25 protein-coding genes are annotated in these 22,159 nt (G+C 72.6%); 12 read left to right on the forward strand and 13 right to left on the reverse strand.

Features of this window, described 5'->3' with window-relative positions; genetic code table 11:
• Positions 1-145: 145 nt before the first annotated feature.
• The 4 genes from ACIQPT_RS26440 to ACIQPT_RS26455 all read right to left on the reverse strand — a co-directional run bounded on the left by ACIQPT_RS26440 (position 146) and on the right by ACIQPT_RS26455 (position 4,281).
• Entirely contained in the window at positions 146-1,078 is a 933-nt protein-coding gene (locus tag ACIQPT_RS26440) for a sirohydrochlorin chelatase (RefSeq protein WP_401159152.1), read from the reverse strand.
• A gap of 211 nt (positions 1,079-1,289) precedes the next feature.
• Entirely contained in the window at positions 1,290-2,477 is a 1,188-nt protein-coding gene (locus ACIQPT_RS26445) for an N-acetylglucosamine kinase (protein ID WP_401159154.1), read from the reverse strand.
• Positions 2,474-3,151, reverse strand: coding sequence for a uracil-DNA glycosylase (locus ACIQPT_RS26450; protein ID WP_219577698.1), 678 nt, complete (start codon positions 3,149-3,151; stop codon positions 2,474-2,476). The genes ACIQPT_RS26445 and ACIQPT_RS26450 overlap by 4 nt, the downstream gene beginning before the upstream one ends.
• A gap of 44 nt (positions 3,152-3,195) precedes the next feature.
• Positions 3,196-4,281 (reverse strand): WD40/YVTN/BNR-like repeat-containing protein, encoded by a 1,086-nt coding sequence (locus tag ACIQPT_RS26455; protein WP_401159156.1) that lies wholly within the window; start codon positions 4,279-4,281, stop codon positions 3,196-3,198.
• Between the two features lie 237 nt (positions 4,282-4,518).
• Between ACIQPT_RS26455 and ACIQPT_RS26460 the strand changes: the two genes are divergently transcribed.
• From ACIQPT_RS26460 to ACIQPT_RS26470, 3 genes are all read left to right on the forward strand, one after another.
• Positions 4,519-5,235 (forward strand): cupin domain-containing protein, encoded by a 717-nt coding sequence (locus tag ACIQPT_RS26460; RefSeq protein WP_401159158.1) that lies wholly within the window; start codon positions 4,519-4,521, stop codon positions 5,233-5,235.
• Positions 5,236-5,389: 154 nt separating this feature from the next.
• Positions 5,390-5,851, forward strand: coding sequence for a hypothetical protein (locus ACIQPT_RS26465; RefSeq protein WP_401159414.1), 462 nt, complete (start codon positions 5,390-5,392; stop codon positions 5,849-5,851).
• A 78-nt stretch (positions 5,852-5,929) separates the two neighbouring features.
• The gene (locus tag ACIQPT_RS26470) at positions 5,930-6,715 is read left to right on the forward strand and encodes a class I SAM-dependent methyltransferase (protein ID WP_401159160.1); all 786 of its coding nucleotides are present in this window, start codon (positions 5,930-5,932) and stop codon (positions 6,713-6,715) included.
• 85 nt (positions 6,716-6,800) lie between these two features.
• On the opposite strand, the gene ACIQPT_RS26475 is transcribed toward ACIQPT_RS26470, so the two are convergent.
• Positions 6,801-8,219, reverse strand: a complete 1,419-nt coding sequence (locus tag ACIQPT_RS26475) for an FAD-dependent oxidoreductase (RefSeq protein WP_401159162.1) — start codon at positions 8,217-8,219, stop codon at positions 6,801-6,803.
• A 67-nt stretch (positions 8,220-8,286) separates the two neighbouring features.
• Positions 8,287-8,973 (reverse strand): DUF305 domain-containing protein, encoded by a 687-nt coding sequence (locus ACIQPT_RS26480; protein ID WP_401159163.1) that lies wholly within the window; start codon positions 8,971-8,973, stop codon positions 8,287-8,289.
• 160 nt (positions 8,974-9,133) lie between these two features.
• Here ACIQPT_RS26480 and ACIQPT_RS26485 point away from each other — a divergent pair, with 160 nt between their 5' ends.
• On the forward strand, positions 9,134-10,627 hold the full coding sequence (locus ACIQPT_RS26485) for an LVIVD repeat-containing protein (protein ID WP_401159165.1): 1,494 nt from the start codon (positions 9,134-9,136) through the stop codon (positions 10,625-10,627).
• A 307-nt stretch (positions 10,628-10,934) separates the two neighbouring features.
• Here ACIQPT_RS26485 and ACIQPT_RS26490 read toward each other — a convergent pair whose 3' ends face one another.
• From ACIQPT_RS26490 to ACIQPT_RS26510, 5 genes are all read right to left on the reverse strand, one after another.
• The gene (locus tag ACIQPT_RS26490) at positions 10,935-11,111 is read right to left on the reverse strand and encodes a hypothetical protein (RefSeq protein WP_401159167.1); all 177 of its coding nucleotides are present in this window, start codon (positions 11,109-11,111) and stop codon (positions 10,935-10,937) included.
• A gap of 96 nt (positions 11,112-11,207) precedes the next feature.
• A complete protein-coding gene (locus tag ACIQPT_RS26495) occupies positions 11,208-11,903 on the reverse strand; it encodes an HAD family hydrolase (protein ID WP_401159170.1) in 696 nt (231 codons plus the stop codon).
• A 55-nt stretch (positions 11,904-11,958) separates the two neighbouring features.
• Positions 11,959-12,663: a phosphatase PAP2 family protein gene (locus tag ACIQPT_RS26500; protein WP_401159172.1), complete on the reverse strand. Its 705-nt coding sequence runs from the start codon at positions 12,661-12,663 to the stop codon at positions 11,959-11,961.
• A 70-nt stretch (positions 12,664-12,733) separates the two neighbouring features.
• A complete protein-coding gene (locus ACIQPT_RS26505; protein ID WP_401159175.1) occupies positions 12,734-13,669 on the reverse strand; it encodes a M56 family metallopeptidase in 936 nt (311 codons plus the stop codon).
• 97 nt (positions 13,670-13,766) lie between these two features.
• Entirely contained in the window at positions 13,767-14,378 is a 612-nt protein-coding gene (locus ACIQPT_RS26510; RefSeq protein WP_401159177.1) for a DUF5134 domain-containing protein, read from the reverse strand.
• Between the two features lie 184 nt (positions 14,379-14,562).
• Here ACIQPT_RS26510 and ACIQPT_RS26515 point away from each other — a divergent pair, with 184 nt between their 5' ends.
• The gene (locus tag ACIQPT_RS26515) at positions 14,563-15,123 is read left to right on the forward strand and encodes a GNAT family N-acetyltransferase (RefSeq protein ID WP_401159179.1); all 561 of its coding nucleotides are present in this window, start codon (positions 14,563-14,565) and stop codon (positions 15,121-15,123) included.
• Between the two features lie 56 nt (positions 15,124-15,179).
• Here ACIQPT_RS26515 and ACIQPT_RS26520 read toward each other — a convergent pair whose 3' ends face one another.
• A complete protein-coding gene (locus ACIQPT_RS26520; RefSeq protein ID WP_401159181.1) occupies positions 15,180-15,863 on the reverse strand; it encodes a glycerophosphodiester phosphodiesterase in 684 nt (227 codons plus the stop codon).
• Positions 15,864-16,158: 295 nt separating this feature from the next.
• Here ACIQPT_RS26520 and ACIQPT_RS26525 point away from each other — a divergent pair, with 295 nt between their 5' ends.
• The 4 genes from ACIQPT_RS26525 (at position 16,159) to ACIQPT_RS26540 (ending at position 20,091) form a co-directional block, all read left to right on the forward strand.
• Positions 16,159-17,556: a DUF6421 family protein gene (locus ACIQPT_RS26525; protein ID WP_401159183.1), complete on the forward strand. Its 1,398-nt coding sequence runs from the start codon at positions 16,159-16,161 to the stop codon at positions 17,554-17,556.
• A gap of 26 nt (positions 17,557-17,582) precedes the next feature.
• Positions 17,583-18,350 (forward strand): SDR family NAD(P)-dependent oxidoreductase, encoded by a 768-nt coding sequence (locus ACIQPT_RS26530; protein ID WP_401159186.1) that lies wholly within the window; start codon positions 17,583-17,585, stop codon positions 18,348-18,350.
• A complete protein-coding gene (locus tag ACIQPT_RS26535; protein WP_401159415.1) occupies positions 18,347-19,408 on the forward strand; it encodes a threonine aldolase family protein in 1,062 nt (353 codons plus the stop codon). Before ACIQPT_RS26530 ends, ACIQPT_RS26535 begins: the two co-directional genes overlap by 4 nt.
• Before the next feature lie 83 nt (positions 19,409-19,491).
• Positions 19,492-20,091: a transglutaminase family protein gene (locus ACIQPT_RS26540; RefSeq protein WP_401159187.1), complete on the forward strand. Its 600-nt coding sequence runs from the start codon at positions 19,492-19,494 to the stop codon at positions 20,089-20,091.
• Positions 20,092-20,159: 68 nt separating this feature from the next.
• On the opposite strand, the gene ACIQPT_RS26545 is transcribed toward ACIQPT_RS26540, so the two are convergent.
• Positions 20,160-20,882 (reverse strand): lysophospholipid acyltransferase family protein, encoded by a 723-nt coding sequence (locus ACIQPT_RS26545; protein ID WP_401159188.1) that lies wholly within the window; start codon positions 20,880-20,882, stop codon positions 20,160-20,162.
• 230 nt (positions 20,883-21,112) lie between these two features.
• Between ACIQPT_RS26545 and ACIQPT_RS26550 the strand changes: the two genes are divergently transcribed.
• The 3 genes from ACIQPT_RS26550 to ACIQPT_RS26560 all read left to right on the forward strand — a co-directional run bounded on the left by ACIQPT_RS26550 (position 21,113) and on the right by ACIQPT_RS26560 (position 22,145).
• Positions 21,113-21,439 (forward strand): thioredoxin family protein, encoded by a 327-nt coding sequence (locus ACIQPT_RS26550; protein ID WP_401159190.1) that lies wholly within the window; start codon positions 21,113-21,115, stop codon positions 21,437-21,439.
• A 72-nt stretch (positions 21,440-21,511) separates the two neighbouring features.
• Positions 21,512-21,592, forward strand: coding sequence for a putative leader peptide (locus ACIQPT_RS26555; protein WP_343240489.1), 81 nt, complete (start codon positions 21,512-21,514; stop codon positions 21,590-21,592).
• Positions 21,593-21,635: 43 nt separating this feature from the next.
• The gene (locus tag ACIQPT_RS26560) at positions 21,636-22,145 is read left to right on the forward strand and encodes a flavin reductase family protein (RefSeq protein WP_401159191.1); all 510 of its coding nucleotides are present in this window, start codon (positions 21,636-21,638) and stop codon (positions 22,143-22,145) included.
• Positions 22,146-22,159 lie beyond the last annotated feature (14 nt).

The raw sequence follows: 22,159 nt of genomic DNA on the forward strand, positions 1-22,159 counted from the left end.
CCGGCGCCGGGGGGGGGGGGCCCCCCCCCCCCCCCCCCCCCCCCCCCCCCCCCCCCGCGCGGCCCGCCCGCGCCCACCCCGCGCGGGCGCCCCCCGCGGCCCTGTCCGGCTTCCCGAGCCGCCGCCCGCCGGCGACGGCGTCCGGTCAGTGCGCCTGAGCTCCCTGCGCGCCCTGCGGCGTCGCCGGCGTGATGCCCAGCGTCGTGGCGTACAGGGACAGTACGAGCTTGCCGATCGCCGGGTAGGCGCCCAGCGGCTCGGCCGTCGCGCAGCCCGCCTCCTTCGCGGCGGCGTCCAGCAGGCCGGGGTCGACCTCCGGGCCCACCAGGTACGGCGCCAGCGCCAGCTGCGCGGAGCCGGAGCCCTGCAGCTGCTCCGCGATCGAGGCGACCGAGCCCTCCACGTCCAGCGCGGCGGCCATCACCGGCACGGCGAGCCGGGCGGCCAGCAGCATGCCGGTGATCCCGGCGGCCTGCACGGCCTCCTCGCCGCCCACGGTGGCCAGCACGATGCCGTCGGCGGCGGTGGCGACGGTGAACAGCCGGGCGCGGTCGGCGCGCGCGAGACCGGCCTCCGACAGCCGTACGTGCAGGGCCTCGGCGAGCAGCGGGTGCGGGCCGAGCACATCGGTCAGCTCGGCCTGGGTACCGCTGTCCATCACGGCCTGCCGTATCCGCCGGATCAGCGCGCTGTCGGGACCCGCGAGCAGCGGGACCACGACGGCGGGCGGACCCGTGGGCTCGGCGACCTCACGCCCGGCGGCGACGGCCTGCTCGAAGCGCGCGACGCGCTCGGCGGCGGTGTGGGCGAGAACGGTGACAAGGGTCGGGTACTCGGCATCGTCGCCGTCGAGGTAGCCGATCCGGGCGTTGAGGCCGGGCAGCTCGGAACGGGCGATGCTGATCACCTCTTCGGCCAGACTGCGCGTGGCCGAAGAAGGGGTACCGGGAACGGCGAGAACGAGCGCGGCAGCGCCCTCGGGTGCGACCACGGGCTCCGGGCGGCGGTGCCGTCCGGACTGGCGAGGTCGCGGCATTCGTACAGGCAGGCCGGAAGCGGGCCCAGTGGGGGTGCTCATGGCGCCGCATGCTACTGGTTTTGCCTGCCCCTCTGTTCGGGGAGGGTCCGGTCGAGCGTTAACTATCCGCTTATGTCCGATGAGTGATGTACCACCGGAGTGTCCCTGTCTGTCGGGTCGTTGTTCCGCCCGGGCCCCGCCCGGGCCCCGCCCGGGCCCCGCCCGGGCCCCGCCCGATTCCCGGTCCGATTCCCTTCCGGCTCCCTGTCCGTCACCCCGTCCGTGGCTCGTCCTGTTCCGCCGTTCCGACGCGCTGCCCGGTCTCGTGCTCCCGGGGCACGAACAGCATCGTCGGGTGGCGCGGCAAGCGGAGATCCCCGGCCGCCAGGGCATGCGCGATCCGGAGTGCGCCGGTCAGCGGATCGCCGGTCGCCGTCGTCACGCGAGCCCCCGGCAGGAGGTGCGCCAGCTCCTCGCGTAGGGGCGCGATCAGCGGCTCACCCATCCGGAACAGGCCGCCCGTCAGGGCCACTTCGCCGACCGCGCGGAGCTCGCTGCCCTCGCTGTCCGTGCCGTCGGCCGTCGGGTGCCCCGTCGTCGGGCAGACGGCCGCCGCCGCCTCGGCGATATGTCCTGCGGCCGCCCGCAGGATGCCCGCGGCGACCGGATCCGCTCCGGCGCACGCCGCCACCTCCGGGGCGAACGAGGCCAGCACGGCCGGCCGGTCGGAGCGTGGATAGAGCAGCCCCGGCAGCGCCTCGGCCGGCCCGAACACGGCCCGCAGCCGGTCCAGCAGTGCGGGGGAACCGCCACGCCGTCCGTCGTGGGCCCGCATCGCCGCGTCCAGCCCGGCCCGGCCGATCCACGCGCCGCCGCCACTGTCACCCAGAAGATGACCCCAGCCGTCGGCCCGGTGCCACTCCGTCAGGTCCGTACCGAGGGCGATCATGCCCGTGCCGCCCGCGACGACCGCCCCGGGGCGCTGTCCCACCGCGCCCGCGTAGGCCGTCACCGCGTCGGCGGCCAGCGCCAGCCGGCGTACCCCCAGCGCGTCCGCGAGCGCACCGGGCAGCTCCGCCCGCAACCGCTCGCCCAGGGTGGCCATGCCGGCCGCCCCGATCGCCAGCGCCGCGACCTCGCCCGCCGCGACCTCGCCCGCCGGGGCGTCGTCGGACGCGGAGGCGGCCGCCCGCTCCAGCAACTCCCGGGCGGCGGGCAACAGCTGGGCCAGCAGATGTCCGGCGTCGATGCCGCCGGGCCCCGTCCGCACCGGCTCGGCGCAGACCGTCGTCAAGAGCGGCGTCGTCGGGAGGGGCCCGGACAGCCCCGTCCGGCCGAGCGCCACCCGCAGCCCGGATCCCCCGGAGTCGACCCCGAGGACATACGCGCCGCGCCCGGCCGGGACGCTTCCGGCCGGGGCGGGCGTTGTCGGGGTGGACGACGCCGGAGGACGGGTCACGGAAGCCGCCAGTCCACCGGCTGGGCCCCTTGGCGCTCCAGCAGTTCGTTGACGCGGCTGAACGGCCGTGAGCCGAAGAAGCCCCGGTCCGCGGACATGGGGGAGGGGTGCGAGGACTCGATCGCGGGGAAGTCGCCCAGCTGCGGGCGCAGATTGCGGGCATCGCGCCCCCACAGCACCGACACCAGCGGAGTGCCCCGGGCCACCAGCGCCTTGATGGCCTGCTCGGTCACCTCTTCCCAGCCCTTGCCCCGGTGGGCGGCGGGCCGCCGGGGCGCGGTGGTCAGCGCCCTGTTGAGCAGCAGCACCCCCTGCCGCGTCCACGGTGTGAGATCGCCGTTGGACGGCCTGGGCAGTCCCAGATCCGCGTGCAGCTCCCGGAAGATGTTTTCCAGGCTGCCCGGCAGCGGCCGGACGTCGGGGGCCACCGCGAAGCTCAGCCCGATCGCGTGTCCCGGGGTGGGATACGGATCCTGACCGACGACGAGCACTCTCACCTCCTCGAACGGCTGCTGGAACGCCCGCAGTACATGAGCCCCGGAGGGCAGGTACGTGCGTCCCGCGGCGATCTCCGCGCGGAGGAAGTCGCCCATAGCGGCGATGCGTTCGGCGACGGGTTCGAGGGCGTCGGCCCACCCCGGCTCGATGATCTCTTTCAACGGTCGTGCTGCCACGGCCCGCACTCTACTGCTGATACGACCACTCCGATCAACTGCCGTCAGCCGAGCGCCACCGCCCGCACGCACAGGACGTCCGGCAGATGCGAGGCGAGCTGCTGCCAGCTGTCCCCGTCGTCCGCGCTGGCGTACAACTCGCCGTTGCGGTTGCCGAAGTAGACCCCGGCGGGATCGGCGTCGTCGGTGCACAGCGCGTCCCGCAGCACCGTGCCGTAGTGCGCCCCGTCCGGCAGGCCTTCCGTGAGCGGCTCCCAGGTGTGCCCCGCGTCGGTCGTACGGAACACCCGGCAGCGGTGCTCCGCCGGGACCCGGTCGGCGTCGGCGTTGATCGGGAAGATGTACGCCGTGTCGCCGCGGTGCGGGTGCGCGACGGCGGCGAACCCGAAGTCGGAGGGCAGGCCCGCGCCGATGTCGCTCCAGTGGTCGCCGGAGTCGTCGCTGCGGAACACGCCCCAGTGGTTCTGCAGATAGAGCCGGTCCGGGTCGGCCGCGTCCCGGGTGACCTTGTGGACGCACTGGCCGAACTCCGGGTCGGGGTCCGGGAGGAAGACCGCGGAGACGCCCCTGTTCGACGGGGCCCAGCTCGCACCGCCGTCCTTGGTCCGGAACACGCCCGCCGTCGACACGGCGACGGTCACGGTCTTCGCGTCCCGGGGGTCGGTCAGGACGGTGTGCAGCCCCTCGCCACCGCCGCCCGGCTCCCACCGCGAGCGGGTCGGGTGCTCCCAGAGCGGCCGGACCAGCTCGAACGACTCGCCCCGGTCCTCGGAACGGAACAGCGCGGCCGGCTCCGTGCCCGCGTAGACCACGTCCGGGGCCTCGGGGCCCGCCGGGTGCAGCTGCCAGACGCGCTCCAGCGACGCCCCGGTGGACTTGGGGAACTTGACCGCGGGCTGCCGTGGCTCGACCCAGCTCTCGCCCAGGTCGTCGGAGTGGAAGACGGACGGCCCCCAGTGGGCGCTGTCCCCGCCGACCAGGATTCTCGGGGTGCCGCCCCGGGTGTCCACGGCGACCGAGTAGATCGCCTGCGCGTTGAAGTGCGGGCCCGTGATCTCCCAGGTCCCACCGCGTCTGCGGCCGATGAACAGACCCTTGCGGGTGCCTGCGGTGAGCAGTACGTCGGTCATGGTCCTGGACCTCCCGATACGCCGTTGTGCCGGAACAGTGCCAGTCTGCACCCGGCCACTGACAGTGGCCCGCGCACACGCCCACCGCCCTCGCTGCCCGCGCACACGCCCACCGCCCTCGCGGCCCTCGCCGCCCTTGACCGGCGTCCGGCGGCGGCCCTAGCGTTCGGAAGCGATAGAAAGCGCTTGCTCTCGCCCCTGTCGAGAGGCCCGTTCCGCCCCGACCCAGGAGCACTCGTGGTGACCTTCGAAGGACTGCCCGGCGCCGTCGCCGTCTCCCACCTGAGCGTCTACGACTGGCCCGCCGCCGACGGGCTGCGCGGGGGCACCCCGCATCTGCATCTGACCTGCTCGGAGGGGTACGTGGTGGTCGGCGGCAGCGGTTCCGTGCAGACCCTCACGGCCGCCGGATTCCGGGAGACGCCGCTGACGCCCGGCGCGCTCGTGTGGTTCACCCCGGGCGCCGTCCACCGCCTGGTCAACGAGGACGGGCTGCGCGTCATCGTGCTCATGCAGAACAGCGGGCTGCCCGAGGCCGGTGACGCCGTGCTCACCCTGCCACCCCACTGCCTTGCGGGCCCCGACTCCTATCGCGCGGCGGCGGCGCTGCCCGTGGACGCCGAGGAGGCCGTGCAGGAGCGGGCGGCGCGGGCCCGGCGCGACCTCGCCGTGGAAGGGTTCCTCGCCCTGCGCGAAGCGGTGGAGGACGGCGACCCTGAGCCGCTGGCCGCGTTCCACCGGGCCGCCGCAGCGCTCGTCCGCTCCCGGGTGCCCGAGTGGCGCGCCCGCTGGGAGAAGGGGGCCGCGACGGCCGCCACCGCCACCGCCGGCCAGCTCGACGCGCTGGACCGGGGCGACGCCGGCCACCTCGCCGACGCCCGCGTCCACGCCGAACGGCCCTCCGCGCACGGCAGGTTCGGCATGTGCGGCCGGCTGGACGTCTACCGGACCTGAGCCCGTCCCGCCGGGCGTTCCCGGTCGGCGCGAGGCATGTCGCCGGCCCCGCTCGCGCGCCCCGCCGCCGGGTGCTGACATCCTGGCGGAGGCCGTGCGACGGCCGGACGACGGCCCGGACGCGGCCGAGGACAGGGACACCGAGGAGACGACGATGGGCAGCGGGATCACGGACGCCGACGGCCACCCGGTGCCGGTCACGGTCACCGCGGGCGAGGCCGCGCCGGGCGCGGTCGCCGCGGGGAAGACGGGAGAGGCGGGGGAGGCGGGGGAGGCGGACCGGGGCCCCCGCGTCGGCATCCGGCTCTCGCCCCCGGCCGGCGACCTCGTCTGGTCCTGCACCCCGGCGGCGGCCCGCGAGCTGGCCGCCGTACTCCTCCGGGCGGCCGAGGAGACCGAGAACGCGCCCGGGGAGCGTCCCGTCACGGTCACGGCGGGCGAACTGCGCCGCGGCGACGTGCGCGACGGCGACCGGGCCATGACCGTGGAGAGCGCCCGGACCGACGGTTCAACGGTCCACGTCACCTGGAAGTCCGGGGCCGGCCGCAGCTGGACCCAGGCGTACGCCGCGGATACGGCCATCACCCTCAAGCGGCGACTTCCCGGGGGTCGTTGACGCGGGCGGGGCCCCACATCGGGCGACGCGGCAGCGGGTGGCCGCAGGGGGTGCGCCGCGTCGGTAGGGTGGCCCGTGATGTTCACCAAACAGGACCCCGAGCAGGGCCCCACCGTGCGCGAACTGGCCGTCCAGGCGCTCTCCTCGACCGAGCGCGGCTACGACCTCCTCGCCCCGAAGTTCGACCGGACGCCCTACCGCACACCGGACCGCGTGCTCGACGCCGTCACCCGGGCGGTGCGTGAGCTCGGCCCCTTCGACACCGGACTCGACGTCTGCTGCGGCACCGGGGCGGGCATGGGCGTACTCCGGCAGCTGTGCCGGGAACGGGCGGTCGGGGTCGACTTCAGCGCGGGCATGCTCGCCGAGGCCCGGGCCGCCTTCCCGCCCGGGAGCGACGGTCCGGCGGACCCGGCGACCGGCGAGGGACGTGCGGCCGACGAGGGGCCGGCGGTGGACTGGGTACGGGCCGACGCCCGCTCGCTGCCCTTCGCGCCCGCCTTCGATCTCGCCCTGAGCTTCGGCGCGTTCGGCCACTTCCTGCCCGCCGAACGGTTCGGCCTCTTCGCCGAGGTGTACGGATCCCTCCGGCCGGGCGGACAGTTCGTCTTCCCGATCGCCGCACCGCCCCCGGTCGGATCGCGCGCCTACTGGTCGCTGTTCGGCTTCGACGCGGCGATGCGGGTGCGCAACGCCCTGTGGCGGCCGCAGTTCGTCATGTACTACCGCACGTTCCGGCTCGGCGATGTGCTGGAGGACCTGACCCAGGCCGGATTCGTCGTGCGGCTGATGGCGCTGACCGAACTGGGCCCGCGCCCCGACGGAAGCCCCCGGGCCCGGCTGGTGGTGGCGACCCGGGAGTGAGAGAGCGCGGGGCGCCCCTCGGCGGTTCACGAGCGACAGCGCGGGGCGCCACGCAGCGGTCGGGACCGCAAGCGCGGGCTGCCCCTCATGCCCCTCGGCTGTCCCCGTTCCGGGCCGCCGCCAGCAGCCCCGGCCAGTCGGGGATCTTCACCGGGCCGCGCCCCAGCGAACGGCCCAGCTCCGCCTCCGCGCGCTCGATCGACAGCCAGCCGGCCCACTCCACCGGCCGCAGCCCCCACAAGCGCAGTACCGCCAGCGGATCGTCCGCCGCCGTACGCCGCGTCAGCGCGGCCGCGTCCTCCAGGAGCGAGGCCACGGTCTCCTTGGCGCAGGAGCGGTTCGAGCCGATCACCCCGGTCGGCCCCCGCTTGATCCACCCCGCCACGTACTCACCCGGCGACGGCACTCCCTCCCGCAGCACCCGGCCCGCCACATGCGGCACCGTGCCGCGCGCCGGGTCGAAGGGCAGCCCCGGCAGCTCCACCCCGCGATAGCCGACCGCCCGCAGGACGAGCTGCGCCTCGATGTCCTCGTAACCGCCGGTGTCCCGGACCCCGCCCGCGCCGTCCGGAGCCGTCCGGGCGAACCGCACCCCGGCGACCCGCCCGGCGCGCTCCAGCAGCTCCACGGGCCGCAGGAAGAACCGCAGCCGGATGCGGCGCGCGGTCCCGGCGGCGGAGGGAGGCCCCTCCGCCGCCCCGTCCGCCGACCAGCCGCGCAGGACCGCCAGGTTCCGCCGCACCACGGCGGGCAACGGGGGCGACCCCGGCAGGCCGTCCGGAGCCGCGTACGCCGGGTCGAGCGCGAGCTCCGCCGGGTCGACGACCACCCGCGCCCCGGGCAGGGCCCCCAGCTCCCGCAGCTCCTTGGTGGTGAACCGGGCCTGGGAGGGGCCCCGCCGGCCCACGATATGCACATCGCGCACCCGGCTGGCCTCCAGCGCGCTCAGCGCGGCGCGGGGCACATCGGTGGTCCGCAGTTCGCCGGCGCCGCGGGCCAGGATCCGGGCCACGTCGACCGCCACGTTGCCCACGCCGATCACGACGGCCGAGCGGGCGTCCAGGGCGAACGGATCGGCGCCGATGTCCGGGTGGGCGCTGTACCAGGAGACGAAGCGGGTGGCGGAGTAGCTGCCCGGCAGGCTCTCGCCCGGCACCGCAAGCGGGCGGTCCGCCGACGCCCCGACGCAGTAGACGACCGCGTGGTACAGCTCCGCGAGCCGGGCGGGGGAGACCACACCGGCCCCACCGGCCCCACTTGCCCCGCCGACGCCGACGTTGCCCACGAAGGTGACCCGCTCGTCCTCCAGCACCGTCCGCAGGCTGTTCTGCAGCGACTTGATCTTCTCGTGGTCGGGGGCCACCCCGTACCGCACGAGTCCGTACGGGGTGGGCAGCCGGTCCAGGACGTGCACGCGCACATCGGGCACGAGCGACTGCTGGAGCAGGGCCTGGGCGGTGTAGACCCCACTGGGGCCGGAACCGACGACGGCGACTGAGAGCACGGCGCACCTCTTCCCGGAGGTTGCTTCCAGGATGGCACCGAAGGGCGGATCGGGGCAGTGGACGGGCTCAGGTCATCAGCGACCGCATCCGGTTGATCTCCACGGTCTGCTGGGCGACCACATCGCTCGCCATCTCCTCGACGATGACGTCGTTGCCCTCGGTGAGCGCCTCCGTGGCCATGGTGATCGCCCCCTGGTGGTGGGTGATCATCAGCTCCAGGAAGAGCTTGTCGAAGGCCTTGCCCTCGGCGGCGCGCAGCTTCTTCAGCTGCGCGTCGGTCGCCATGCCGGGCATCCCGGCGTGGTCGTGCTGCTGCTTGCGCCGATCGCCGCCGTTCCTTTTGAGCCATCCTTCCATCGCGCCGATCTCCGGCTTCTGACCGGCCGATATGCGCTCGGCGAGCCGTTTGACGGTGGCGGAGGAGGCTCGTTCCGGAACGAGCTCGGTCATCACGAGCGCCTGCCCGTGGTGTTCGATCATCATCTGCGCGTAGCGGAAGTCCGCGGAGTTGGCGGTGTCCTGGCCGGCCTCCTTGACGGCCTCCTCGGCGGAGAGCGTCCGGGCGGGCTCGCCCGGTCTGCCGGGCGCGACCACGCCCGGACCTGCGTCCTTGGCCTTGTCCGACGTTCCGTCACCGCTGTCCGCGTCACAGGCTCCCAGGGCGAGCACGGCGGCAACCACCGCCGCCGCGAGAGCGGTTGAGCGCGAAGCTGCGGACCGGCGATGGATCAACACGGCGACCTCCTGTGCCACATGGTTTGTTGCAGACCGTCCTAACACGCTTCCACGGGCCGAAGATCAAAAACTTTCATTACGTCTGTGTTGCCATCTGTTGATGTGTACATGGGAGGGACGATACTGCCGGGGGTTCATGAACCGTTCGCAACCCCGAACGGATACAAGGGAGGACGCAGTGACCTCGTTGCACACCACCCGCGTGCGGCGCAGACGTCTGGGCGCGGTGGCAGCCGCGGCCGGACTCCTCGCCACGCTGCTGACGGCCACCACAGCGGCCGCGACCCCCGATCCGGGCGACGCCCCGGTCGACCGCGGTTCCGTCACCAAGAGCGAGCAGGCCGAGGCCAGGGCCGCGATAGCCGGCGGTGACATACCGGGCGTGGACGAGATCGTCCACAGCCCGAACATCAAGCACCTGACGAATGTGCCGAAGGGCGCCCTCCAGGGCACCAACACGGACCTCGCGTTCCAGGGCAAGTACGCCTTCGTCGGCAACTACGACGGCTTCGTCATCTATGACATCAGCAAGCCGAAGAAGCCCAAGACGGTCGCCCAGGTGCTCTGCCCCGGCTCGCAGAACGACATCTCGGTCTCCGGCAACCTGCTGTTCCTGTCGACGGACTCCTCGCGCAGCGACGACTCCTGCTCCAGCACCTCCCAGCCCGCCACGGAGAAGTCCTCCTGGGAGGGCATGAAGATCTTCGACATCAGCAACAAGCGGCAGCCGAAGTACATCGCCGCCGTGGAGACCGCCTGCGGTTCCCACACGCACACGCTGGTGCCGGACGGCAAGAAGAACGTGTACGTGTACGTCTCCTCGTACGCGCCCAACGCGACGTTCCCGGACTGCCAGCCGCCGCACGACGGGATCTCCATCATCAAGGTGCCGCTCAAGGCGCCGCAGAAGGCCCGGATCGTCAACTTCCCGGTGCTCTTCCCGGACGGTGGCAACCCGGGTGCGCCCGAGAACCCGGGCGTCTCCCAGACGACCGGCTGCCACGACATCACGGTGCTGCCGTCCAAGGACCTGGCGGCCGGAGCCTGCATGGGTGACGGTCTGCTGTTCTCCATCAAGGACCCGGAGCGCCCGAAGATCATCGACCGGGTCCAGGACAACGTGAACTTCGCGTTCTGGCACTCGGCGACCTTCAACCAGGGTGCGAACAAGGTCGTCTTCACCGACGAGCTCGGCGGCGGCGGCGCGGCCACCTGCAACGAGGAGATCGGTCCCGAGCGCGGAGCCGACGGCATCTACGACATCGTCGGCAAGGGCGACAAGCGCAAGCTGGTCTTCCGCAGCTACTTCAAGATCGACCGCCACCAGGCCGACGCCGAGGTCTGCGTCGCCCACAACGGCTCGATCATCCCGGTGAAGGGCCGCGACCTGATGGTCCAGGCCTGGTACCAGGGCGGCATCTCCGTATGGGACTTCACCAACTCGGCCAAGCCCAAGGAGATCGCCTTCTTCGAGCGCGGCCCGGTCACGCTCGACCAGGTCACCACGGCCGGCCCCTGGTCGGCGTACTACTACAACGGTCACATCTACTCCAGCGACATCGCCAAGGGCTTCGACGTGCTGAAGCTCGACGACAAGCGCACCGACCCGGCCAAGCGGGTCAAGCTGGACGAGCTCAACGTGCAGACGCAGCCGGACTACTTCCGCCGCTGATCCGTCAGCGGGTTCCGTGGCCGACCCGTCACGCATTCCGGGGCCGGTGTCTCCCGGGCGGTCATCCGCCCGTGCGGCACCGGCCCCGGTGCGTGCGGAGCCGGAAATTCATTGACCGATGAGCCGGGTCGGGACATGCTGGATCCCTGCGACGGCGGGCTCCGCAACTCCGGTCCCCGGCGCGGTCCACGGCCGTGTCCCACGTGGCACGCCGAGGGTGCGCCCGGATCCGGCGACGCGGGGGATCGCCGGATCGGGCGCGATTCCCCCCCGTCTGCCTCCGGCCACGGAGTCGGGGGTGCGACGGTCAGGCGGCGGCGCGGACGCTTCCGCCGGTGGCGGCGGCCCACTCCACCAGCAGTCGCTGGTAGTCCGCCTCGTCCTGTGGCGTCAGAGACCCGCCCGAGCGCTGCCACAGGTCGCGGATCTCCGCGTTGACCTCGGCTGCGGAACGGGCGGACAGGGACGACGGCATCGGGGACATGTCCCCCAGGCTACGGCCACGAGCGACTGCCCTTACCCCTTCCGTGGCGGGATATGCCTCACACCCCGATCCGCTTTCCCTGTTTCGCTGTGGGCTTCAGCGGGGGACCAGCCCCAGCGAACGCAGGCCGTCGGGCCGTTCCGACACCGGCAGATGGTCCACGAACCGGACCTCGCAGCCCAGGGCCGCCGCGCCCCCGTCCGCGTTCCGGTCGTCACCGACCATGACCACGTCGGCCGGATCCCGGCCGATCAGCGAGCAGCCGATACGGAACAGTCCCGCGGCGGGCTTCTGGAGCCCGTGCTCGAAGGACAGGACGTAGGCCTCGACCAGGGCGTCGAGCCCGTGTGCGCGGAAGACCGGGCGCAGGTCCCAGCCGATGTTGCTGACCACACCGACCGCGATCCCCGCCCTCCGCAGTCCCGTCAGCACCTCGACGGCGTCCGGGTAGGGCTGCCAGGCCTCCGGCCGCATATGGCGGTCGTACAACGCGTCGTACAGCCCCGGACCGGGCAGGGCGACGCCCCGGGCCAGACCGGTGTACGCCTCGCGGTGCAGAGCGGCGGTCAGATCCCGGCGCGCCATCGCGTCGGCCAGCTCCTCCGGGACCCGGACCGGAGGCGGGCCGCCCGGGAGAGCGCCGGCCGCGGTGAGCCCGCTCACGTACCGTTCGAAATCCTCCGGCGCTACGTCGACGCCCTCCTCGCGCAGGACAGCGGCGAGCCAGTCACGGACCGGCTCGATACGGAACAGGGTTCCGGAGAAGTCGAACAGCGCGCCTTTGATCACCATGGGGGCGATCCTTCCCTGTCCGTCCCCGCGCCGACAAGAGCACCCTGGCCAGGCCTCAGGCCCGCGGGGTCCGGTTCTCCGCGGCCGGAACCCGGGGCGCCGCGTACCGGGCGTACCCGGCGGCGGTCAACGCGACCAGGGCCACCCCCAGCAGCGCACCGCCCACGACATCGGTCAGCCAGTGCACCCCCAGATACACCCGGGTGGCCGCCACACCCACCGTCGAGACGACCGCCACGGCCAGCGCCGCGCCCAGGGCGCCGGGGCCCGCACCGTACAGCCGCAGCACCCAGACGAGCAGCCCGCAGCTCACGACCGCCGTCATGGCGTGCCCGGAGGGGAAGGCGGCGTACTGCGCCGTGTCCACCGGATCGGGCCACTGCGGGCGCTCCCGGCCCACCACGGCCTTGAGCCCCTGCTGGAGAAGGGAGGCGAGCAGGCTCGTCGCGGCCACCCAGAGAGCGAGCAGGCGCGCGCCGCGCCACCACAGGGCGACCACGACCACCGCGATCAGGGCGCGCATGGTCAAGGGATCCCACACCCAGTCGGTCAGCACCCGGTTCACCCGGATCAGACCGGGATCGGCCACCGCGTGCCGGTGCAGCGCGTCGGCGACCGCCCGGTCCAGGGACATCAGCGGCGGCCAGCGCACCGCCACCAGCACGAGCAGCACCACGGACGCCGCGACGACGGCTCCGGTCCACCGGGCGGCCGCGATGCGGGGGGAGCGGTCCGGCGGGCGGGGGAGGGGGGAGGACATGGGGTGATCCTCGCGGAGGACGACGCCCGGGGGCCAACCCCGCGCCGGGTGGGCACCCGTGACCCGGGGACTACCCCAGTGCGCGGAGCCCCGGGACGAAGGTCACGACCACAGGGATGACCGGCACCAGCGCGGCGGCGGCCGTCAGCCGGATCCTGCGGCCCGCCGTCAGCCGGTCGACCGGGGCCAGCAACCGGTTGACCCGGAGGGGCACTTGGGCGTGCGGGGTGGGGCAGGGGCCGAACACCCCGCGGTCCTCGTTGAGTCCGACCAGGGCGAGCGCGGTCGTCAGCCGGCCGAAGCGGCGTGACGCCACGTCGTCGGCGGCCAGCTCGACCAGCCGGTGCATCTCGTCGCGGAACGCGGCGAACACCGGGATCTGCGGAAAACCTACCGCCAGCGCCGACGAGCAGTGCAGCAGCCAGTCGTGCCGGGCCTGGGCGTGTCCCTGTTCATGGGCGAGCACGGCATCGAGCTGACGGCCCTTCAGGCGGCCCAGCGCGGCGGTGGTGATGACGAGTTGCGGAGCCGCGCCGGGCAGCCACCAGGCGTCGGGGCGCTCGCCCTCCAGCACCACGAGACGGTCGGCGCCGGGCTCCTCGCCGGGCATCAGCGGGGCCCGCACCAGCAGTTCCGCCCGGCGCTGCTTGCGGCGACGCCGCGCCCGCCGGATCTCCCGCAGGAGCATCGCGCCGGTCCACAGCCCGCCCAGCGCCAGCAGCACCGCGATGACCGCCGACCACGGCCCGTACGCCGCCAGGGCGTACGCCTCGACCACGGCGTGCGGGGCGGGGGCGAAGACATGGCCGCGCACCGCCTGCCAGGCGGCGGCCGCGCTCAACGTCATGGACAGGGCGAACGACAGAAGGACCCCGGCCACCACGCACTGCCAGACCCACAGGGCCACGACCGGCTCGCGCTCCGGCCACCGGGCGCGCGCCATCAGGCGCGGGGTCACCAGGGCGGTCAGTGCACCGAGCAGCAGCAGCGCGAGGGAGACCAGCATGGCTTCAGCTTAGGAGGGGCGGGTCGGCCGGGGTACGGCCTCGACCGGCAAGTGACGTAGACCACGGTTTGCCGGGGGTTCTGTCCCACTTCCTGTCTCACAGGGTGAGCAGCATGGCGAACATGCCGATGCCCATCGTCAGCCGGCAGGCCGTCGTGAGCTCGGGCCGGCCGTCCGTCCCGCCCCCGAAACCTCCCGGGCCCCGCCCGGCGATGCCCGTACCGCCGGCCGGGACCACAGCCGTCCCGGGCAGCAGCCGGCCGGCCGAGCCCAGCACGTAGAACGCGTAGTAGACGAGCAGGGCCCCGGTCAGCAGGGGTATGCCTCCGGCTCCGCCGCCGCCCGCCCCGTGCCCGGCATGCCCGCCCCCGCCGCTCCCCGTGACCGCCGGGGCCATCGCGACTGCCATGTAGACCATGGCCAGCGAGCCGACCAGGTGGTGCCGGTGGTGGCCGCCGCGCAGGGCGGGCCGCAGTGCCCGCAGCGCCGCCGCGCCGAACAGCACCGCGTACACCGCCCAGGCCCAGTCCGGGGGCGACAGCACCGCCGCCGGAACGGCCATCGCCGCCATGCCGAAGCCCATGAGCGCCTCCGAACGTGCGGTGCTGCGCTCCTGCGGCGTCCCCGCGCGGGTGCGCAGCAGGCAGTAGGCGCCGCTCACCGCGCACAACGCCATCAGCAGCCAGCCGGTCGGGGCCCCTCCGTGCACGGCGCGCCTCCCCCCGGTCGGACGTACGCACTGTTACGGGTCGACTCCATCGATGCCCGGGCGGCCGCCGCCGAACCCGGCGCACGGGGGTGTGAAGGGGGTGCGCCCGGGGCTCGCCGGGGGCGCTCCGGGTCGCGCTACTCTCGACCGCACGTACGGCAGCACAGAGACGGAGAGCCCCACCATGGACACCGCCACGCCCCCCGACGCGGCCCGGCTGACCTTCCGCGACGCGACCGGGGGCGACGTTCCGGCGCTGGTGGCCCTGATCGAGTCCGCCTATCGCGGGGACTCCAGCCGCACCGGCTGGACCACCGAGGCCGACATCATCCAGGGGCAGCGGACCGACGAGCAGGGGGTGCGCGAGGTCCTCGACGCTCCGGCGGGCAGGCTCCTCGCGGTCGAGCGCGGCGGCGAGCTCGTCGCCTGCTGCCAGCTCGAACACCGGGGCGACGCCGCCTACTTCGGGATGTTCGCGGTCCGGCCCGGACTCCAGGGCGGCGGCCTCGGCAAGCTGATCATCGCCGAGGCGGAGCGCATCGCCAGGGAGTCCTGGGGCGTCGGCGAGATGCACATGACGGTGATCTCGGTGCGCGAGGACCTGATCGCCTGGTACGAGCGCCGCGGCTACCGCCGTACGGGAGTGCTCACTCCGTTCCCGTACGGCGACGAGCGCTTCGGCATCCCGCAGCGCGACGACCTGGCCTTCGAACTGCTCGTCAAGGACATCGGGGAAAGCGCCTGAAGGGAAAGCGCCTGAGGGCAAAGCGGCATCGGGGAAGCGCCTGAGGGCGCCCGCCCTCAGGCCGTGAAGCGTCCGGCGCGACGGATCTCGGGGAAGTCGGTCGTCGCGCCGTCCAGGCCCAGCGCCCGCGCGAGGCGCAGCTGGTCCTGGGTGTTCACCACCCAGCCGATCACCTTCACGCCCTCGGCGTGCGCCTGCTCCACGACCTCCAGGGTGAGGCGGCGGATGTTCAGCGCGAGCGTCGCCGCGTCCGCCGCCTTCGCCCGGTCCACCACGTCGGCGCCCCAGCGGCTGGCGATGAGCACCGTCCGTACACCGGGCACCAGCCGGGCGATCTCGGTGACGGCCTCGTCGTGGAACGAGGACACCTCCACCCGCTCGACGAGCTCGCGCTCCAGGATCACGTCCGCCAGCGCGCGGGCCGCCGCCACGTCCTTGATCTCCGCCTGGAGCGGGGAGGACACGGCGTCCAGCACCTCCTCGAAGACGGGGATCCGCTCGCCCTGACCGGCGTCGAGCTCGCGCAGCTCCGCCAGGGTCCTGGCCGCGATCGGCCCGGTCCCGTCCGTCGTGCGGTCCACCTCCGTGTCGTGCATCACGACGAGCGCGCCGTCCTTGCTGAGGTGGAGGTCCAGCTCGATCGCGTCCATCCCGGACGCCTCGGCGCGGACGAAGGAGCGCAGCGTGTTCTCGGGCTCGACGCCCATCACTCCGCGATGACCCAGGGTGAGAAATGACAAGGCGACCTCGTTTCCGTCGGCGGGGGTCCGTCGACTGCTCCTGCCCGCGCGGAGGTTGCGGCAATACGGCACTGGGGAGGGTAGCGGCCCCGGCCCGCGATGTCCCCCGCCGTGCGGGCCCGGTCGCCGGTTCCCGCGCGAGGCTGTGGGAACTGCACGCCTACCCGGGATACGGCAGGAAAAACAGCGGTGACCATGGGGGGTACGCAGGATAATTTTCAGGCCCCCACTTGTCGGGAGGAACCCCGCACGGCTACGGTGAATCCACGCGAGGTTCTCCCGTGGAGGAAGTGTTATGACGGAAATTCTTGTGCAGCATGCCACCGACGGCACGATAGCTACGGCCCAGCGGGTGGTCGAGCACCCGGCCTGGCCTGTGCTCAAGGATGCCGTCGAGGAGATCCGCCCCTGGCAGTCGAAGGACGGATCCATCGACTTCGAGGCCGAGGGCGCCCCGTCCCCGGCCACCGTCGAACAGGTCCTCGACCGGGTGATCGCGGCGGTCGAGGAGCTCTCCCCGCTCCTCCCGCACGACGTCGCCTACCACCGTGCGCTCGTCACCGACCTGCGCCGCTGGGCCGCCGACGGCTTCCGCGTCCCCGACTTCCTGGACTCGCTGCTCGCCTTCCAGCCCGCGAAGGACCGGGCGGACGGCCTCCAGCACCTCGTCGTCTTCGCGATGTACACGCAGAACGGCAACCCCGACCGCAACCTCGAAGCGGTCGTCCTCAAGATGGTCTGGCCCGAGTGGCTCGCCGACCTGGAGGCGAACCGCTACGACAATCCGCTCTTCTGCGGCATCACCTTCGAGGACTTCACCTCGGGTTACGACACCAACTCCGCGGTGCTCTTCCCGGAGACCATCGCCGTGCGCGAGGCCCCCGAGCGCTTCAGCTGGGGCGGCATCTTCTGCGACCGCGAGGCCGCCCGCTTCCGCCGCGTCACCGAGGCCTCCGTCGAGCTGCTCGGCCTGGAGCTGCCCGACGACATCCGCGAGATGATCGGCGACCAACAGCGCTGCGAGCAGGCGTTCGTCCTGTGGGACATGGTCCACGACCGCACCCACAGCCACGGTGACCTGCCGTTCGACCCGTTCATGATCAAGCAGCGCCAGCCGTTCTGGATGTACGGCCTGGAGGAGCTGCGCTGCGACCTCACCGCCTTCAAGGAGGCCGTGAAACTGGAGTCCGAGGGCAACGCCCACGGCCGTGACGTGCAGTACGCGGTGCTCTTCGACCGGATGTTCCGCTTCCCCGTCTCCGGCGAGCGCGTCCGCAACTACGACGGCCTCGGCGGCCAGCTGCTCTTCGCGTACCTCCATAAGCACGACGTCGTCCGCTGGACCGACAACACCCTGAAGATCGACTGGGACCGTGCCCCGCAGGTCACCAACCAGCTCTGCGGTGAGATCGAGAAGCTCTACCGCGACGGCATCGACCGCCCCAAGCTGGTCCACTGGTTCGCCGCGTACGACCTGGTCTCCACCTATCTCGCCCCGCACCCGGGATCCCGCTGGGCCAAGGGCCCCGACGCCCTGGACCTCACACTTCCTCCTCGCAAGCTCGTCGACGACGTGCTTCCGGACGAGTTTCCCCTGAGCATGTTCTATGAGGCGCTCGCCAAGAAGCTGAAGCACGTGATTGCCTCCACCAAGGGAATCACCGCGGCGAACGACGAGCGGGCAGCCGCGTGAACCATTCTCCTGAGGAGGCGGTGGCCATGAACGGAAACGGCACGGGCGAGGGGACGGGTGCGCTCGAAGGAGCCGTGGTCGCGGTCGCCGGAGCGGCCGGCCCCGCGGGCCGCGCGACGCTGCTGCGGCTCGCCGAGGCGGGCGCGACGGTCGTCGGATGCGACGCCAACCCCGAACGGCTCGCCGAGGCGGTGGACGCCGCCCGGTACGCCCACGGGGGCGCGACCGTCACCGGCGAGACCGTCGACCTGCTCGACCTCGACGCCACCCGGGACTGGGCCAAGCGCACCGAGGCGGAGTTCGGCCGCATCGACGGCCTGGTCCACCTCGTCGGCGGCTGGCGCGGCAGCAAGTCGTTCCAGGAGACCGTCCTGTCCGACTGGGACGCCCTGGAGAAGCTGCTCATCCGCACCGTCCAGTCGACCACGCTGGCCTTCCAGGAGGCCCTCCAGCGCAGCGACCGGGGCCGCTACCTCCTGATCAGCGCCGCCGGGGCCAGCAAGCCCACCGCCGGCAACGCCGCCTACTCCTCCGCCAAGGCCGCCGCCGAGGCGTGGACCCTCGCGCTCGGCGACGCCTTCCGCAAGGAGGGGGGCGAGGACGGACCGCGTACCGCTGCTGCGATCCTGGTGGTCAAGGCACTGGTGAACGACGCCATGCGCGCCGAGCGCCCGAATGCGAAGTTCGCGGGCTTCACCGACGTCACGGAGCTGGCCCGGGCCATCGCCGACGTCTGGGACAAGCCCGCCCCCGAAGTGAACGGAAAGCGCCTGTGGCTGACCCCGCAACCGTGAGGACCGATGCGCGACGTCACCACGATCCGCAGGTACGCGGCTTCGCCAGTGACAACTACGCCGGCGCGCACCCGGAGGTTCTCGCGGCCATCGCGCTCGCCAACGGCGGCCACCAGGTCGCCTACGGCGAGGACGACTACACCGGCCACCTCCAGCGGGTCATGCACAGCCACTTCGGCCCCACCGCCGAGGCCTTCCCGGTCTTCAACGGCACGGGCGCCAACGTGGTGGCCCTCCAGGCGCTCACCGACCGCTGGGGCGCCGTCATCTGCGCCGAGTCCGCGCACATCAACGTGGACGAGGGCGGTGCGCCCGAGCGGATGGGCGGGCTGAAGCTCCTCACCGTGCCCACCCCGGACGGCAAGCTCACCCCCGAGCTCATCGACCGGCAGGCGTACGGCTGGGACGACGAGCACCGGGCCATGCCGCAGGTCGTCTCGATCACCCAGAACACCGAGCTGGGCACCGTCTACACCCCCGACGAGATCCGCGCCATCTGCGACCACGCCCACGAGCGCGGCATGAAGGTGCACCTCGACGGGGCGCGGATAGCCAACGCCGCCGCCTCCCTGGACGTGCCGATGCGGACGTTCACCAACACGGTCGGCGTCGACGTGCTGTCCTTCGGCGGCACGAAGAACGGTGCGCTCTTCGGCGAGGCCGTCGTCGTGCTGAACCCGGACGCGGTCCGGGCGATGAAGCACCTGCGCAAGCTCTCCATGCAGCTCGCCTCCAAGATGCGCTTCGTCTCCGTCCAGCTGGAGGCGCTGCTCGCCAAGGACCTGTGGCTGCGCAACGCCCGGCACGCCAACGCCATGGCCCAGCGGCTCGCCGAGGGCGTCCGGGCGATCGACGGGGTGGAGATCCTCTACCCGGTCCAGGCCAACGCCGTGTTCGCCCGGCTGCCGCACGCGGTCAGCGAGCGGCTCCAGGAGCGCTTCCGCTTCTACTTCTGGGACGAGGCGGCCGGGGACGTCCGCTGGATGTGCGCGTTCGACACCGGCGAGGACGACGTCGACGCCTTCCTCCAGGCACTGAAGGAAGAAATGGCGCGGTAGTACACCCGCCCCGCCATGCGTGAGTATGCGGCCGACCGGAAATCAATTGATGCCTGGTCGGCCGCTTCGTACGCTCCGGAGTCATGGAACTGATCCAGCAGAACCCGGACATCGCCGCGTATCTGGCCGTCGGCGAGGCCGTCGACCACGATCATCCCCGGGTGCGGGAGACGGCGGCCGACCTGGCCCGGGAGGCCGACGACGCATACACATACGCCCGCACCGCCTTCGAGTACGTACGCGACACCATCCCGCACTCCGCCGACTCGGGCGATCCACGCGTCACCTGGCGCGCCTCCGACGTCCTCGCCACCCGTAACGGCATCTGCTACGCCAAGTCCATCGCGCTCACCGCACTGCTCCGGGCCCACGGTGTCCCGGCCGGGCTCTGCTACCAGCGGCTCACCGACGATGCCGGAGCCGACCCGGTGCTCCACGGCCTGGTCGCGGTGCGCCTGCCCGGTCACGACCGCTGGTCGCGGGTGGACCCCCGGGGCAACAAACCGGGCATCGACGCACAGTTCTCGACGGAGAAGGAGCGACTGGCGTGGGTGGTGCGCGAAGAGTTCGATGAAATCGACTATCCAGTGGTCTACGCCGCACCACCCGAGGTGATTCTCCGAGCGCTGAAGGGCGCCCGGGACCGCTCGGAGCTCTGGCGGAACCTCCCCGCGGGCCTCTGAGCCCCGGGGCGCGGATCACCGTCCACGCACCGCGCTGAAGTGACGGGCCGCTCCCCGGGGGGCGCTCGTCAGCCGAGCTCGCGCACCTCGGCGGGGGTCGGAGCCGTACCGCCGAGATGGGCGGGCACCCACCAGGTGTCGCTCGCGTCCTTCGGGCGTACGGGGTAGGCCCGCTGCGCCGCTTCCAGCAGCTCCTGGACCCGCTCGCGCAGCCGCCGGGTGATGGCGCCGGCGTACTGGTCGGCGGGCGCCTCCACGGGCTCGCCGACGCGGATGGTGATCGGGATGTGGCTGCGCTTGAAGTTGCGCGGCCGCCCCTTGGTCCAGATCCGCTGCGTGCCCCAGAGCGCCATGGGGATCAGCGGGACCCCGGCCTCCTGGGCCAGGCGCGCGGCACCCGACTTGAAGCTCTTCAGCGTGAAGGACTGCGAGATGGTGGCCTCGGGGAAGACGCCGACGATCTCACCGGAGCGCAGCGACCGGAGCGCGTGGGCGTACGCGTCCTCGCCCTGGTTGCGGTCGACCGGGATGTGCTTCATTCCCCGCATCAGCGGTCCGGAGACCTTGTGCCGGAAGACCGATTCCTTCGCCATGAAGCGGACCAGCCGCTTCTGCGGCAGGGCGCCCAGGCCGGTGAAGATGAAGTCGAGGTAGCTGATGTGATTGCTGACCAGCACCGCACCACCGGTCTTCGGGATGTGCTCCGAACCCTGAGTGTCGATCTTCAGGTCGAGCGCCTTGAACAGGGTGCGAGCGGCGCCGACGACCGGTCGATAGACGAGTTCTGCCATCTGGAGAAGACCCTTCTTCAGTGCCTGGGGAGGGTTCTCCCGGCGGAAGTTACGCAGCCGTAGGTTTTCGGCATTGTGGCGATGGTGCCCCATGCGCGGGCCGGTGGCCAGTCCCGGCGGACGCGGGGCGCGAGATTCTCGTCACGTGCGTGTCCCCCGGGAGCTGCGGGAATGTCCGGGCGGCGGCCGGTGCTGACCCCTTACGAAGAGCTCTGATCAGGAGGCACCAGGTGGACCGAGGGACGCACGGACAGCGGCTCGACGCATCCCAACTCGGCGCGGAACTCGGGGAGCGCGCGACGCTCGTCCAGTTCTCCAGCGCCTTCTGCCAGCCGTGCCGGGCCACCCGCCGCACCCTCCACGAGGTGGCCGGAATGGTCGACGGGGTCGCCCACATCGAGGTCGACGCCGAGGCCCACCTCGCGCTCGTGCGACAGCTGGACATCACGAAGACGCCGACCGTCCTGGTGCTCGACGCCGAGGGCGAGGTGGTCCGCCGGGCATCGGGTCAGCCCCGCATCGTCGACGTCGTCGCGGCACTGGGGCACGCCATATGACGGACCGTGACGCATCTCCCACATTCCGGAACGCACTTGACTGTGCCCACCACGCATCGTCAGTCTGACGTTATGCCGCCAGAACTCCTTCTTTACGGCCGGGTCCATGTGGACCTCGCACGCTACGCGAGTGCGCGCTGTCCGGGTGTCTGAGCACCCACGGACCCGTACGCCACTCCCGCAGAAGGACACGTCCATGACGGCAACGCCCGATCTCGCCCACGCCCCGACGGTCGCCACGCCCGAGCTCTTCCGCTCGGTCTTCCGCCGCCACGCCGCGGGCGTGGCCGTGATCACGGCCAGGGGGGAGCGCCCGGTCGGCTTCACCGCCACCTCGCTGACCTCCGTCGCCGCCGAACCCCCGCTGATCTCCTTCGGCATCGGCACGACGTCCTCCAGTTGGCCCGTGCTGTCCGAGGCCGAGCACGTCGGCGTCCACATACTCGGCGAGCACCAGCGGGAACTGGCCACGACGTTCGCCCGCAGCGGGGCCGACCGCTTCGGCCCGTCGACCGACTGGAGCAGCGGCCCCGAAGGCGTTCCGCTGCTCGCCGGCGTGTCCGCCTGGCTGGTCTGCCGCGTCGTGAGCCGTGTCCCGGCCGGGGACCACCGCATCGTCATCGCCGAGGTCGTGGCGGGAGCGCCCGCCGGAGCCGATCGTCCGCTGGTCTACCACCAGGGACGGTTCACGGCTCTGCGAGACTGAGCTCACGCACGCAC

It is taken from the genome of Streptomyces sp. NPDC091289 (genome assembly GCF_044757365.1).
Lineage (GTDB): Bacteria > Actinomycetota > Actinomycetes > Streptomycetales > Streptomycetaceae > Streptomyces.